Consider the following 14,847-nt stretch of genomic DNA (forward strand, 5'->3'; position numbering starts at 1 on the left):
TCTTAAGCGTTATGGTCGTCGCCGTCTACGACAAAACTTTTTGGTTTATGGCCTGAGCAGTAATTTTCCCAGACGGTGCGGAGGGTTGCCTCGAAGGTACGGGCAGGCTCAGTAACCTGATTTCTCTTTTTCTCGAAGCGCTCTCGCATGGTCAGTCGGATCGTGTTGAGTTCTTCCCGTTTCTCGGTCCAGGCCAGGGCCTGTTCAAAATAAGCGTCCTCGTCTGCGGCCAGGAACTGTTCTAGCTGGTATGCCTTAATAATCTCATTGCCCTGGCGGCCTGCCATCGTTTTATCGTTGAGGGTAACCATCGGCACGCCCATCCATACGGCGTTGTTGCTGGTCGTGCCGCCGTCATAAGGGAAGGTATCGAGCATCAGGTCGATTTCGTGGTGCATGCGCATATATTCATCGAAGTGCATCTTCATGCGGAAAGTCAGCTGGTCTGGCCTTGCCCCATGAGCCTCCAGTTTGGTCCGTAAGGTCTGAATAACATCTTCAGAAGGCATATAGCCAATCAACAGGCGCGTTTGTGGTGCAGCGGCGAGCAGTCGGCCCCACACTTCAATAACTTTATCGCTGATCTTCTTCGGTCTGTTCAGGCTACCAAAGGTAAAGACTCCTGATGACAGCGCCGGCAGAGGGTTGATGTCCGGAGAATTTGCTGGCGGCTCGTACTGCACCGGCATCGACATAAAGATCAGCTTTTCTGAGAATTGATCGTCCAGCTCCCCCGGCGTGGCCATACCGGTCCCGCAGATATGGTAATCCATCTCCTTCAGCCCGGAGGTGCATGGATAGCCAATCCACCCGATTGATACGGGTGCGGGTTTCAGTGCGAAGGTTGGCAGCCGGTTATATCCGGTATGTCCGGACAGATCGATCAGAATATCAATTTCATCACCGTTGATGATACGCGCGAGCTCCACTGAACTCTCGGAGAAGACGTTGCGCCACTTCGCCGCTGTTTTCGCAAAAGTTTCGCTAACTTCGTCATAAATTGGCGAGGTGTTGTAGACGTAGAGTTCGTAGAGATCACGGTCAATATTGATCCAGTAGGGTTTCAGGAACCAGGTCACCGGATGGCGACACAGATCGCCCGAAACAAAACCAATACGCAGACGGCGCTCAGGGTTTTTATCCGCAGACCATGTAAACGCCGTTTTCTGTCCTTTCGCCCATTTTTCAACCTGGCGACCGTACACCCGATGCTGTTCGTACAATTCAGCCGGGGAGCATTCACCGCTGTGGGAGAGCTCAAAATTGAGACGGCTGTAAAGGTTCATATCTGAAGGTGACAGTCGGATGGCTTTGCGCATCATCGCAATGGCTTCATCCATGCGCAGTTTTTCTGAAATGAGCGCCGAATAATTTGAGAGCATGCCGCTGTTCTCTGGCATGATTTTCAACGCTTTTTCAAAACAGACTTCTGCCTTATCTACTATTTTAAACTCAGCATACATATGTGCCAGCGAGTTCCAGGCAAGCCCGTTATTCAGATTCGCACGCAATATGGCTCTGACCACCCTCCCCGTAAGCCAGCCTTTCTCAAGATTCCAGAGCGCAATTGAAAGCTCAAAATAGATATCCCAGTTAATCGAGGTAATGCTAAGGGTGCGGCCGATCGCCCGGACCGCGGCAGCATATTCCATCGTACGGCTGTAGACGCGGGACAGCTCCAGCCACGCGTTAGGATTATTTTCTGATTTTTGCGTTAACTCGCGGGCCAGTTCACGGGCTTTAGCAAACTCTTCTCGCGCAATGAGGGCATGCATACGATCAATCAATTTCTGATCGACCGGCTGAGTATCTTTCTTATCCAGCGTTTTATTCACGCTGTCTGAGAGCGCATCCTCAAAGCCACCGGCATGCGGTGGCGAAGAGAAGAGGATCAGCGGCAATAAGCTGTCGGCAAGTTCGTGCGGATATACCTGCGTAATTAAGCGCTGGAAATGTGCCCGCCAGCAGGCCGGGCTTCCGATCATGATCCCTTTACGGCGCAGCTCATCAATGCGTTTAACGTCAGCATGGATAAGGTCACCTTTCTCCAGAATCGAGACTTCCTGCGCCGTCAGTTCAACCGGTTCTCCCCACAGGTTGAACCCCGCTTTGATCTGGTGGAAAGCGCGGCCAAAAATGATTTCAAGGTGCGTGGAACGTTTGGTGTTATACGCTGAGGTGACGCGCTGGAAGTGAAGCCCAACGGTATCCTGCATAAACAAGGCCCCCAACGAAAGGAGCACGTTATTCTCATGCTCCTGGAGATCGTCCTCAGGAGAATGAGTATGGAAAACGATTTGCTCGAAGCTGAGGCTAAGCGGCCAGGCATTACCCACCACGTCAAGTACTGAGAGCGTGACCACATCATCCGTTGCCACAAAATGACCGGACTCGGAACGCAGGCGGTTCTGAACATGTCCCTCACCGTCAACCACGCGACGGAAACTGCCGGCCCAGTGAAGATCGCGCAAACGCGTTAAATCAGGAGAAGCTGAACGCGCCTGATTCTCAGTATCCCCGCTCAAAAGGCTAAAGCGCGAGCGGCGGTTAACCGAAAAATCAAGGTATTGCTGCTGTAAAAGGTGCTCCTGGCCGGGGCAGACGGCTTCTGAAAGCGCCGCGACATTTTCGCCATAATGCTGGGGACACTCTCTCCAGGGGAACAAATCCCCCAGATATTGCAGACCCGATTGTTCAACTGACTGGTGGAAGTCGACAAAATAGGTCGCATTTTCCATTCCGTGCAGATAGCGCAGCGCAAAGATGTCATCTTCCATCGCCTCTGCTTCTTTAATCAGCTCGGCTAAGGCTTCGCGGGCCGGATGGTTGCTCATTCCCAGCGAGAGCCAGGTTAATGCAGCCCTGGCGCTTTCAATCTGCACCTCTTCATTGCTCGCATCACGCGTATGCAGGGCAATCGCATCCCTGATAATCTGAGCGAGGCCGGTGCCCGGCTGCGTCAGCCACTCTGCGGCGATAACGCCCTTTACGCTGAGATGCTGGCAGCAAAAAGCAAACAATGCCTTTCTGGACTCCGCATCGAGAAGAGAAAATACGTTATGGATGATGATGTAATCAAACGTCTGGTCGATTCCACCTAAAATCGTCGCCAGATCGGCGCAGAAAAGCTGGATATTGTCGACGCCCGCCAGCCTCATCTGTAGCTGGCCCGCCTCGATTTTGTCCGGGGACAAATCAATACCAATAATCGTTGCCTGCGGATAAGAGAGCGCAAAAGGTAAGAGGTGGGAGGCATCACCGCACCCCAGATCGAGCACGCGCGCCGAATGAGGATCGACCCCCTCGGCACCGTAAAGCCAGGCGCTGGCCTGAATTCTATTTACGCAGAGATAGGGAGCCACCGAATCAGACTTAGGGATCGCGGATGAGACGGAAGCGAGACTAAAACTTTGCGGTAAATCTAATGAGAACACAGCGCTATCCTTTAGGATCTTGAAGTCATTTTCCTCATCCTAGCAGCGCGCTGTAGTAACCATTGGTAGAGTAAACGCTAATTATGGAGTTAATTCTTTCTATCGGATAACGCTGAGTTTACAGGGCGTCCCCCTACAGCATCAGCGTAAATTTTGCCAAACACCGGCGTAAGGTTTCACCGTCAGCCTCGCCTTAGCGCAGGTAAAACTCGACGGCATCGACATCAAGCACCAGGATGTTTTCAAGCCGGGCAACATCGACCCTTTCCGGGAAATAATTATCGATAAACATCGCCGGGCCCGTGATGCGTGAAGATTTTTGCTCGCCTTCCCTCAGATGAATAATTTCATCAAACAGCAAAGGCGAAATGGCCGCCTTGTTTAAGGTTTCAAGCGGCTCACAGGCGTGGCGGGTGATGAGAAAGAGGCGTTTTCCGCTTGCCCGGCTCTGGTATAAAAAGGCAAGCACCACCGGGTTAGGCCAATCGTTAACAATCAGGGTATCGTCGAGATCAACATAAACGCGGCCATATTCAAGTGTCGGCACGGCCCGTGTCTTTATCGACCGTTCAATCTCCGCAACATGAGGGGTCGGAAGCGGAGTGACGTCTCGGCCCATATAGTCATGCAGCGCCATCAAAGGGAGGTTAATCCCCTTCGCCCGCTGAGCAACCATCGTTCCGGCGATGCGGCAAGAAATTTCCAGCAATTTCCACTGCCCTGTACGGGATTGTTTTATCTGGAAAAACCAGGGGCCGCGCAAGGCCAGCCGGGCGTTTATACTCTCGGCAATAGTCGCTATCTCTTGCTCCAGCGGGGTAAACCGGGAACGCATTGCAATCCCTGCCCTGACGCGCTCGCGCGTTCGGGGCCCGGTCCAGATTAACCTGCCGTGGCGATCGGTAAAGCAATCTACCGTCAGTTCATCACCGGGAAGATATTCAACGACAACGGGTGCTTCAACGGTTCGAAGCAGGTGTTCAAGCTCACCACGATCGTGAGCCAGGCCGACACTATTACCACCCTGCCCGCAGTCAGGCTTCACAATGACCGGCCAGCAGTCGGGCACGACCCCCTCGGGGTAAACGTGCGCAAGCCAATCAGCACCGGCGAAATGTGCGTAGGTTGCACTTTTTCTGCGGGCAATGTGCGTGGTGGTTTTATCCCCGTTAACCAGATAGCACGCGGCCGGGAGCGCCAGACTGGCGAGCTTTTCGCAAACGGAATCATGTGTGGCAAAAATGACGTCAACCTGATGCTGTTCGAGCAGCGCGGCAAAGTAGGTATCAAACTCCGGTGCAGAGATATAGGGAACGTCCCCAATGTAGTCGGCAAAATGGAGGCGACCATGATCCTCGCAGCTGGAGGCGCCAATCAGCCGATTAACATGCAGAGAATAGCGAAGCGATTGTGCAATTTCCCCCGCATTCTCCGATCCGCAGGGAAAGACCAGTACGTTGAGTTTTTTCATTGCTTGCATGCTTGTTCCCTTCCCTCTTCCACAACCGTTCTGACACGCGCGCAAAGCTCGCGAATATCGTTTTCGCTATAACGCTGATCGCAAGGTAACGGCACTACGTTATTCACAAAGCGAGCCTCTACGCTGTCGGGTTCAACCCGTTGCAGCACCTCACGCCAGTACGTTGCCACAAAGACATTTTTATTGATAAGCGCCTGATGTAATTGTCGTCCCGGCATAAAGAAGGGATAACAGAAGGGTCCCTCTGCGCTGTGAGGGGAGAATCGCCACCCATTCAGATCGCTTAGCATGGAGTGCATCAGGGCATAATTTCTTTCCCGCTGTACTTTAACCTGAAGGTAATCAACGCTACGAAGCATTCTCTCAGTCAGCGCGGACATTGAGAAGGGAACATATTCATCTAACGTCTCTTCGGCCTGCAAGAAAGCAGCGTATCCCGCAGAGGTGCCCTGCTCATGTTGTAAAAGCAGGTGCAAGCATCGCAGGTGTGACGTGTTATCGCTGCTGTGCGGTGAGGGAAGATCGCGGCAGGTATCCAGGATCCCACCATCGGGGACACCAAAGAATTTGCGCGGCGAGTAGAGATTGCCCAGCGCGCGTTCACGCCGGGAATAAAACGCCTGAGAATGATCGAACAGCGTGCGTTCAGGTGGGATGAACGCGGCCAGCCGCGCCTCCTGCTCGTCACATTGCCCGAAGTAATTCACGTACAGGAAGATGTCCTGCTGATTAAACGATCCGCAATCTTCAGGCAGAAAATGCTCATCCAGGGAATACCAGCGGATCTCCGTGTCCGATGCTGTCACTGCATCAACAACACTGTTGCAGATAAGTCGGGGCAGCCACAGTCTCGCTGGTTTAATGATGCAAAGAAGATGGGACAAGGCATTTCTTGCTGAGCGATAGCGCAATGCCTCGGGATAGTACATTTCATCGTTAGCGTATAATTCTAACGGCAGATAACCGCCAAAGGTTTGATTTTTCATTCTACAAGGGGGGTTGAACAGGAATACGTCTCCAGCGCGCGTCTAACTTGCTCAGGCGCACAGTGCATTAACACATCGATAATGGACAGATTCGGCACAAAGGTGTCTATCCCTTGATAATACGGCATATTCCTCCCCTCCAGAAAACGTAGCGCTATCCCGCGCTGTGCGAAGTGGTTTGCATTGTATAAATGCTGCCCGCCAAGATTATTGACATACACGCTGGCACCGAGATCGTGGCACATGCCAATGACTTTATTCTCTGCACTCTCATGGCGATCGTAGGAAAGGGAGGAAGAACGCAAAATCGTCAGGTTATGTCCAAGATAATCAAAAATAGACTCAATCGCTAATTGGCAGCAAAACGTAATATCGCGATTGGGGTGTAATAAAACCTTTTCGACCAGGGGCATAACCGATGAGAAATAAGGCGCTTTGCGATAGTTCTGAGCGATCGTTTTTACGATTTTTGTCATTTGATCGCTAAACGTCAGTTCGCCGATCCGTTTAAAAGAGGAGGCACCAGGCACCTGCAAGGTAAATCGCTGTACCTGCCCGTTACAGAGCAGACTATTACGGTTGATGTACCCCTGCTTGATATAATTCGCGTCGTCGTAGAGCACAAAAATATCTGACTGCGATATAAGTTGAAAATAACCAATCCACGGAAAGATATAGGGCTGCATGATGGATACTTTCACGGAGGTACTCCTGCTGATAGCGCGACGTTCCCCAGATCCACACGGCTTGTTTCCAGGATATGAGGTTATCGTAGCAAAGCGGGCTGATGCTGAATGGCGGAAGAAAATAAGGAATCGCTTTCTGTTCAGAAGATAGAAGCGCATAACAAAAAAACTACCGCCATAAAGGCGGTAGTCTGTATATCGGAGAGTAAACCGATTAACGCAGCAGAGACAGAACGGTCTGTGGAACCTGGTTTGCCTGAGACAGTACAGAAGTACCAGCCTGCTGCAGGATCTGCGCGCGAGACATGTTGGATACTTCAGTTGCATAGTCAGCATCCTGGATACGAGACTGTGCAGCGGTCAGGTTGGTGACCGTGTTGTTCAGGTTAGAAATGGTAGATTCGAAACGGTTCTGAATCGCACCCAGGTCTGAACGCTGAGTATCTACAGCTTTCAGTGCATCATCGATAGCTGACAGTACGTTGGTTGCCAGTACGTCGAAGCCTTTGGTGGTAACGCTACGGCTTTCGCCCGTTGCCAGACCAGTAGTAACACCGGTAGTACCTGTTGCGTTGTATTTGTTCCAGCCGCTGTTGCCAGTGATGCTGATAGAAATTTTCTCATCATCGTTAGCACCGACCTGGATTTTGATGGTGGTGTCAGAGTTAGAAGAAGCAAGGATTTTGATGCCGTTGAACTGGCTCTGGCTTGCAACACGGTTGATTTCGTCCAGACGCTGGTTAACTTCAGACTGGATGGAGTCGATATCGGAACCGGAGTTAGTACCGTTCTGAGCCTGTACGGACAGTTCACGGATACGCTGCAAGTTGTTGTTGATTTCGTTCAGAGAACCTTCAGCAGTCTGAGCGATTGAGATACCGTCGTTTGCGTTACGCGCAGCCTGAGTCAGGCCTTTGATGTTAGAGGTGAAGCGGTTAGAAATCGCCTGACCAGCAGCATCGTCTTTTGCGCTGTTGATACGCAGACCGGAGGACAGACGCTCGATCGCAGTGCCCAGAGAAGACTGAGATTTGTTCAGGTTGTTCTGAGTAGTCAGGGACAACAGGTTAGTATTGATAACTGCCATAATTTTCTTTCCTTCAAAAATTGGGTTTAGGTTCGGTGCCTAACACTCACGGCGTCTCTCACCGTCAAAAAGGGTATCGACCCAACTTCAAGGGACTTTAGAATCAATCCATTAAAAACTTTCATGTCATTGATTTTATTATATTTAAATTTACTCAAGTCTGACTAAAGTGTTTGCCAGCTGGCCATGTTGGTTATGTTTCAACCAGACAATCGGCTTATTTACCACCAACCGGTCGCCCTTTTCTATCGATTATTTTTTCACTGCGTGTGTAAACTTTTCCTCATTGATGCCGATACAGAGTCAAGTTAAATCAAAGACGCAAGGAATTCTGACATGGCTACTGTTGATTTGAGTAATTTGGGTGTGGGTTCTGGTTTGCCGCTGGCCACGCTCTATAACAACCTTGAAACGGCTGAAAATACTAAGCTTACGGCGATTACCAACCAGAAAACGACCTATACCGCTCAGTTAAGTGCATACGGTAAGCTGCAAAGCGCCCTGACCAACCTGCAAACGGCAACGACCGCGTTAGGTAAAGCTTCAACCTGGAATGCAACTTCCGTTACCAGTTCTAATACTGCGTTTTCTGCTACAACCTCTACCGATGCCACGATAGGGTCGTATACGGTTAACGTGGACCAGATTGCTAAAGCTCAGGTGTTGATGTCCGGTAATATCGACAGCAGTACTAAACAGCTGGGCGGGACGACTACTGACGGCACGCGAACTTTAACCATCACGCAGCCAGGCACGAAAGATCCGCTTAAAATTACGCTGTCAGACTCGCAAACCTCTCTGACAAGTATCGCCAGCGAGATTAACAAAGCGGGCGGCAACGTCTCGGCTACCGTCATGAAAGCGGATGACGGTGAATATCGTCTGTTCCTGACCTCCAAATCAACGGGAACGGATGGGGATATGACGGTCACCGTTGATGGCGATGACACGCTCCAGCAACTGATTGGTCATGACAGTACCTCAAGCGCAATGAGCGTACAGACGTCATCACAAAATGCCCGCGTCTCCATTAACGGCATTATGATTGAGCGTTCCAGCAATAAAATTGACGATGCATTAACGGGCGTCACGCTTACGCTGAAAGCCAAAAGCTCAGCCGATGAATCGCTGGACGTTACGCGTTCAACAGACGCAACGACAAAAGCAGTTAACGACTGGGTGACGGCCTACAACGCGCTGCAGTCTACCATTGCCAGCGTCACGAAATATGTGTCCGTTGATGCTGGCGCAGACAGTCAGTCAACCTCTAACGGCGCGCTGATGGGTGACGGTACCGTTCGCAGCGTGCAGGCACAGCTGCGCAGCCAACTGACGCAGGTACAGTCGGGTTCTTATGCCATCATGGCGCAGTTCGGGATCACTCAGGATCCTAAAGTGGGCTCAGATGGTTCAACCGGCAACCTGAAAGTTGACACTGACAAACTGAGCGCCGCATTGACCAAAAATCCTGAAGCCGTTCAGGCCTATTTCATCGGTGATGGTAAAACAACCGGTCTGGCGACCACGATGGGGACTTCTCTGACCAACATGCTGAATACATCAGCCGGTAGCGAAGGGGTGATCCAGAGTGCGCAGGACGGTATCAATGCCACGATTAAAACCCTGGACAAACGCTACACCGCAACGGAAGCCAGCATCGAAGCCACTATGGCTCGCTACAAAGCGCAATTCACTGCGCTGGATAGCCTGGTAACCAAGATGAACAGTACTTCAACGTACCTGACGTCGCAGTTTAGTAAGTCCAGCAGTTAAGGATTTAATATGTATAGCCAAAGTGGTGCACTTTCATATCAGAAGGTGGGCGTGGAAAGCGCGGTAATGAGTGCTAGCCCTCATCAGCTGATTGTGATGCTTTTTGACGGGGCGCTAAGCGCCCTGGTCAGAGCGAGACTGTTCCTGGAGCAGGGGGACCTGGTATCTAAAGGCGAGGCGCTGTCAAAAGCAATCAGCATTATTGATAGCGGCCTTAAAGCAGGACTGGATATGAATGCAGAAGGTGACCTTTCCAATAATCTGGCATCGCTCTACGACTATATGGTGCGCCGCTTGTTACTGGCTAACATGCATAACGACGTTGAAACCATTATTGAAGTTGAGGGACTGCTGAATAACATCGCCGATGCGTGGAAACAAATTGGCGAAACGGCTTCTACCCATCAGGATATGCGTTGATGACAAATTTCATCCCATCACTGACTGACTGGCATGCGTTACATGCTCTCAGCGTTTCCATGCTAAACCTCGCCCATTCAGGCAAATGGGATGAATTGATTGAACAAGAAGTGAATTATGTGCAGCTTGTCGAACGCATTGCACAAAATCCTATTAGTCCGAACAACACGCTACAGACCGAGCAGGCCAAAGATTTACTGAAGCGCGTACTCGCCAACGAAGCGGAATTAAAAGGATTGCTACAGGTACGAATGGAAGAGTTGCGTGGTCTTATCGATACCACCGGTAAACAGCACTCCGTCACCACCGCGTACGGCAGCATGTCCGGCAAAGTGCTCTTCCCGGACAATCTGACCCAATAGCCCCCCACTCCGTCGTTTTTAATCCATACTCCAGAAGTCAGCCAAACGGCTTCTGGAGCACGGACGATGAAAAACCCCACCCTGTTGCAATGCTTTCACTGGTATTACCCTTCTGGCGGTGAATTGTGGCGAGAAGTTACAGCTCTTGCCCCCAATCTTAATGAAATTGGCATCAATATGGTCTGGCTCCCTCCCGCGTATAAAGGCGCATCGGGCGGCTATTCCGTTGGATATGACTCTTACGACCTGTTCGATCTCGGTGAGTTTGATCAGAAAGGCAGCGTCGCCACCAAATACGGTGATAAGGCCCAACTTCTGGCAGCCATTGCCGCGTTAAAAAGCAACGATATCGCCGTGCTGCTGGACGTGGTGGTGAATCATAAAATGGGGGCAGATGAGAAAGAATCTATTCATGTCCAGCGTGTAAACGAGCAGGACCGCACGCAAATTGACGATGAAGTCATTAGCTGCGAAGCCTGGACCCGCTACACCTTCCCCGCCCGCGCGGGTCAGTATTCGCAATTTGTCTGGGATTTTAAATGTTTCAGTGGCATCGACCATATTGAAAATCCCGAGCTGGACGGCATCTTTAAGATCGTTAATGACTACAGCGGTGAAGGCTGGAATGACCAGGTTGATGATGAGATGGGGAATTTTGATTACCTGATGGGCGAGAACATCGACTTTCGTAATCATGCCGTGACCGAAGAGATAAAATACTGGGCACGCTGGGTCATGGAACAAACCCAGTGCAATGGTTTTCGTCTGGATGCGGTAAAACATATTCCGGCCTGGTTTTACAAAGAGTGGATTGAGCACGTTCAGGAGGTTGCCACCCAGCCCCTCTTTATCGTGGCGGAATACTGGTCGCATGAAGTGGATAAATTGCAGAACTACATCAATCAGGTTGACGGCAAAACCATGCTGTTTGATGCGCCTTTGCAAATGAAATTCCACGAGGCTTCGCGCCAGGGGCGTGATTACGACATGAGCCAGATTTTTACCGACACGCTGGTCGAATCTGACCCTTTCCACGCCGTCACCCTGGTGGCAAACCACGACACCCAGCCCTTGCAGGCGCTGGAAGCGCCAGTGGAGTCCTGGTTTAAACCGCTGGCCTACGCCCTGATATTGCTGCGTGAAAACGGCGTACCGAGCGTGTTTTACCCGGATTTATTCGGCGCAAGCTATGACGACGTGGGCGGTGATGGCGAGACTTATCATATTGATATGCCGGTTATCGAACAGCTTCACGAACTTATTCTGGCGCGTCAGCGTTTTGCCCACGGGATTCAGACGCTGTTTTTTGATCATCCAAACTGTATTGCGTTTAGCCGTAGCGGGACGGAAGAATACCCAGGCTGTGTGGTGGTGTTATCTAACGGTGATGACGGGGAGAAAACCCTGTGTCTGGGCGAGAACTACGGGAATAAAAGCTGGCGTGATTTTTTGGGTAATCGCGAAGAAACCGTCACAACGGCAGCGGACGGCGAAGGGGTCTTCACCTGCAACGGCGGAAGCGTCAGCGTGTGGGTGATGGAAGATGTTCTGTAAAGTTCAGCAGTGATGTGTAGGCCGGGTAGGCAAAGCCCCTACCCGGCAACAACGCTTAGGGCAGCTTGCTCGCCAGCGGATTTTTGCTCAGGTAATCTGCGCATTCCACGGTAGGACGGTCAACCTTTTGCAGTTCCATGCCATCATACTCCAGCGTTGAACCTTCGCGTTCAAGCGGATAGATATCCAGCTTGCTGGTCACGTTGTAATAACTGTCTGAACGCAACATGATTTTCCCCGGCACAGCCAAAACGCGCTGCCACTGACGGCAATCCAGCGTATCGCCCTCTTCCGTGACCACCAGCGTGGCAATCGCCTCCGGGCTCACCATTTTGCTTTGCGGCCCTTTCGACTGCCAGTACCCCGCCAGATGCTGCGGAACCGGATGCTTAATGACATCCTGATAGTTATCAACCTGAACACACCCGGTCAATGCCAGCAGCGCGCCAGCAATTGCTATTTTTTTCATCATCTTTCCTGCGTGCGAAGAAAAAAAGATTGTGGCATTAAAGCGTTGAGGCTGCCAGTGGAAGATAATTTCCCGCCATGCTTAAGATTGTTTTTTTGATAAAAAACCAACAGGGCACTGTATGGAACCACAGTCCATCTATTAATCAAAAATTGGCGTCATCGCAAACAGTCTGATAATTACAGTGAGCTAAATCGCTATGCTGCTAATAACATTGATTAGTTGGATGACTGGCCGGGATAAAGCGTCTATCATCCTTATCTTATTTTTTGCCAGGTTTGGCTTTTCGGAATGATGGTTACAAAATGAGCTACAAAAAATTCAGGCTCGATATCAATGGGCTGCGCGCATTTGCTGTCCTGAGTGTCGTGCTATATCACTTTGGTGTTCCCTACGTTTCCGGAGGATTCACAGGAGTTGATGTATTTTTCGTAATATCCGGTTTCCTGATGACGGGTATCGTACTTGAGAAAGTTGACCATAAAGGGATCTTCGATTTCTACGCTGCTCGTTTTTTACGCATAGTTCCTGCACTGGTCGCAACCATATTAGCGTTGCTGATATTTGGCTATTTCTCGTTAAGCACCAGCGAATTCGAGCTGCTCGCCAGAAATGCTACCGCATCATTGCTCTTCTATTCGAATAACTATTACGCTGCTCATTCAAGTTACTTCGACCCTTCTTCAGACCTCAATTTCTTGTTGCATACCTGGTCATTGTCTGTTGAATGGCAGTTTTATTTGATCTATCCGCTGATTGTTTTAGCCATCAAGAAATGCCGGCTTCCGGTATCACTCTCCATTCTGGCACTATTTTGTTTGTCTCTCGTGTATGTGGCCCTGGGGTTATCAGGGACGAAAGAGGATCTTTTCTACCTGCTGCCAACCCGAGCCTGGGAAATGTTGGCGGGTGCGTTGGTATATATCATCAGCAGCCGTGGTGCACTTACGAACTTCAAGCACCTGTCTAAGCTCAATATTCCCGGCCTGCTACTTATTCTGTTTTCGCTCTTTACAGCCGAGGGATCGCAGGCGTGGCCGGGTCTGGCAACGTTGATTCCGGTGGCAGGTGCAGCACTGGTTATCGTTGCGAATAATCAAAACGCGTATCTCATTAAAAACAAAGCTGCTCAGTTTATCGGTACCATTTCCTACTCCTGGTATCTGTGGCATTGGCCCGTTATCGTGGTGATGCGTTACTACAGAGTAGAGATGGATGCCATTAACATCGGTGCAGGAATTGCGGTGTCATTCATTCTGGCCGTGATCTCTTACTATCTTATCGAGATGCCATTCCGAAAAAGAAACTGGCTCCGTACCGATTTTGTCAGTGCCATCGTCATCACCGCGTGTGCTTTTATGGTAGTACAGACCCATGGCGCAACGTTCAGATTCAAGGGTGATATGAATGATGTCATCACCTACCGTTTCAATAATAAAGAGTGGCGACCTGACACTTGTTTCCTGAATCCACGGCAGGATTATTCAGTTTTTTCAAAGTGTCAGGATAAAATGACCTCAGATTCGATTGTTATCTGGGGAGATTCCCATGCTGCGCAACTGATGCCTGGATTTAGATCAGTACTGAAAAATGAGAATTTGACGCAACGTACATCCAGCCTGTGTGGACCGTTGTATGGTGCGGAAAATAACCAGCGCCCTTTATGTAAAGACACCAATAAAAATATTACAGACGAATTGTTGCGTGTTAAGCCTAAACTGGTAGTTCTGGCGGCCTTCTGGTCACAATACCCGTTTAAGGATTACCTTGCTGACACGTTGAAAATGTTGAATTCTGCAGGTATTCGCACTGTAGTGATTGGTCCTTTCCCGTTCTGGCATGATCCGCTGCCTAAAGTCATTGAGGCAAACGGCTTAAATCCACAGGGAACACTTCCTGTTGCTCTCTTTGATCCATCCAAGAATGTTTTGGGCAATGACAAGCTTATTGAAAAAATAGTGAGTGCTTCGGCCAACTCAGCTTATATATCTGCTATCGATATTCTTTGTAGCAATGCTGCATGTAAAGTGACTGTGGGAAAAAAACCAGTGATTCCGATGCAGTGGGATAATACTCATATGACTTATCCAGGATCAATATGGTTCGTTAACAACATATCAAAAAAGCTAAACTAATCAAAATGGGGCATAACTCTTATGCCCCATTCTTGCATTTATTTAAAAATAAATAAATTTGCATTACGGAACAAAAAATCCTGCTTAAAGTAAATTATCTCAACCAGATATTAATATCTCATGGGAGAACTGTTTCTGCCGTGACATTTCAATCACTATGAACTACCAATTTTTGTAGATAGCATTAAGAATTATCTGACTCGACTTCTAACAGGTGATACAATGCTAATCATTGTCTCAAAGAAGATGATTCATAAATCCGACGTACTCAGATTTACGTTGGTAGGACTACAAATACCAACAAGGAAATTATATTTCAAATATTAATTCTTGATTATGAACAACAGCAAAGATGAAAAAACTACAGTATTTTTTCGTGGGTTGACATGTTTTTTTGTAGAACTACACCGTCTAACATATTCATTTAATCAGCTAATGAATAACAAAATACGTACAGCATA

General features: G+C 49.5%; 11 protein-coding genes. 5 read left to right on the forward strand and 6 right to left on the reverse strand.

Annotated elements, in window-relative coordinates; translation table 11 throughout:
• Positions 1-2 precede the first annotated feature (2 nt).
• The 5 genes from F3J30_RS03810 to F3J30_RS03830 form a co-directional block, all read right to left on the reverse strand.
• Entirely contained in the window at positions 3-3,434 is a 3,432-nt protein-coding gene (locus F3J30_RS03810) for a methyltransferase domain-containing protein (protein WP_166715961.1), read from the reverse strand.
• Positions 3,435-3,627: 193 nt separating this feature from the next.
• A complete protein-coding gene (locus F3J30_RS03815) occupies positions 3,628-4,914 on the reverse strand; it encodes an ATP-grasp domain-containing protein (protein ID WP_166715963.1) in 1,287 nt (428 codons plus the stop codon).
• Entirely contained in the window at positions 4,902-5,720 is an 819-nt protein-coding gene (locus F3J30_RS03820; protein ID WP_211053080.1) for a hypothetical protein, read from the reverse strand. Before F3J30_RS03820 ends, F3J30_RS03815 begins: the two co-directional genes overlap by 13 nt.
• A 176-nt stretch (positions 5,721-5,896) precedes the next feature.
• A complete protein-coding gene (locus F3J30_RS03825) occupies positions 5,897-6,601 on the reverse strand; it encodes a WbqC family protein (RefSeq protein WP_166715968.1) in 705 nt (234 codons plus the stop codon).
• Positions 6,602-6,800: 199 nt separating this feature from the next.
• The gene (locus F3J30_RS03830; RefSeq protein WP_014070765.1) at positions 6,801-7,673 is read right to left on the reverse strand and encodes a flagellin; all 873 of its coding nucleotides are present in this window, start codon (positions 7,671-7,673) and stop codon (positions 6,801-6,803) included.
• Positions 7,674-8,009: 336 nt separating this feature from the next.
• Here F3J30_RS03830 and fliD point away from each other — a divergent pair, with 336 nt between their 5' ends.
• The 4 genes from fliD (at position 8,010) to amyA (ending at position 11,782) form a co-directional block, all read left to right on the forward strand.
• Positions 8,010-9,446: a flagellar filament capping protein FliD gene (gene fliD / locus F3J30_RS03835; RefSeq protein ID WP_166715970.1), complete on the forward strand. Its 1,437-nt coding sequence runs from the start codon at positions 8,010-8,012 to the stop codon at positions 9,444-9,446.
• A 9-nt stretch (positions 9,447-9,455) separates the two neighbouring features.
• On the forward strand, positions 9,456-9,866 hold the full coding sequence (gene fliS / locus F3J30_RS03840) for a flagellar export chaperone FliS (protein WP_166715973.1): 411 nt from the start codon (positions 9,456-9,458) through the stop codon (positions 9,864-9,866).
• Positions 9,866-10,228: a flagella biosynthesis regulatory protein FliT gene (gene fliT / locus F3J30_RS03845; protein WP_166715975.1), complete on the forward strand. Its 363-nt coding sequence runs from the start codon at positions 9,866-9,868 to the stop codon at positions 10,226-10,228. The genes fliS and fliT overlap by 1 nt, the downstream gene beginning before the upstream one ends.
• Positions 10,229-10,294: 66 nt before the next feature.
• Positions 10,295-11,782 (forward strand): alpha-amylase, encoded by a 1,488-nt coding sequence (gene amyA, locus F3J30_RS03850; RefSeq protein ID WP_166715977.1) that lies wholly within the window; start codon positions 10,295-10,297, stop codon positions 11,780-11,782.
• A 55-nt stretch (positions 11,783-11,837) separates the two neighbouring features.
• Here the strand turns inward: amyA and yedD are convergent, their stop codons facing one another.
• On the reverse strand, positions 11,838-12,251 hold the full coding sequence (yedD, locus tag F3J30_RS03855) for a lipoprotein YedD (protein ID WP_166715980.1): 414 nt from the start codon (positions 12,249-12,251) through the stop codon (positions 11,838-11,840).
• 305 nt (positions 12,252-12,556) lie between these two features.
• Here yedD and F3J30_RS03860 point away from each other — a divergent pair, with 305 nt between their 5' ends.
• Positions 12,557-14,386, forward strand: a complete 1,830-nt coding sequence (locus F3J30_RS03860; protein WP_166715982.1) for an acyltransferase family protein — start codon at positions 12,557-12,559, stop codon at positions 14,384-14,386.
• Positions 14,387-14,847: the final 461 nt, after the last annotated feature.

It is taken from the genome of Enterobacter sp. Tr-810, from assembly GCF_011752765.1.
Classification (GTDB): Bacteria; Pseudomonadota; Gammaproteobacteria; order Enterobacterales; family Enterobacteriaceae; genus Enterobacter; species Enterobacter soli.

Coding starts and splice junctions, on each gene's coding strand:
- yedD (WP_166715980.1), bottom strand. CDS start 12,251: ATGAAAAAAATAGCAATTGCTGGCGCGCTGCTGGCATTGACCGGGTGT.
- fliD (WP_166715970.1), top strand. CDS start 8,010: ATGGCTACTGTTGATTTGAGTAATTTGGGTGTGGGTTCTGGTTTGCCG.
- F3J30_RS03830 (WP_014070765.1), bottom strand. CDS start 7,673: ATGGCAGTTATCAATACTAACCTGTTGTCCCTGACTACTCAGAACAAC.
- amyA (WP_166715977.1), top strand. CDS start 10,295: ATGAAAAACCCCACCCTGTTGCAATGCTTTCACTGGTATTACCCTTCT.
- fliS (WP_166715973.1), top strand. CDS start 9,456: ATGTATAGCCAAAGTGGTGCACTTTCATATCAGAAGGTGGGCGTGGAA.
- F3J30_RS03860 (WP_166715982.1), top strand. CDS start 12,557: ATGAGCTACAAAAAATTCAGGCTCGATATCAATGGGCTGCGCGCATTT.
- fliT (WP_166715975.1), top strand. CDS start 9,866: ATGACAAATTTCATCCCATCACTGACTGACTGGCATGCGTTACATGCT.
- F3J30_RS03815 (WP_166715963.1), bottom strand. CDS start 4,914: ATGCAAGCAATGAAAAAACTCAACGTACTGGTCTTTCCCTGCGGATCG.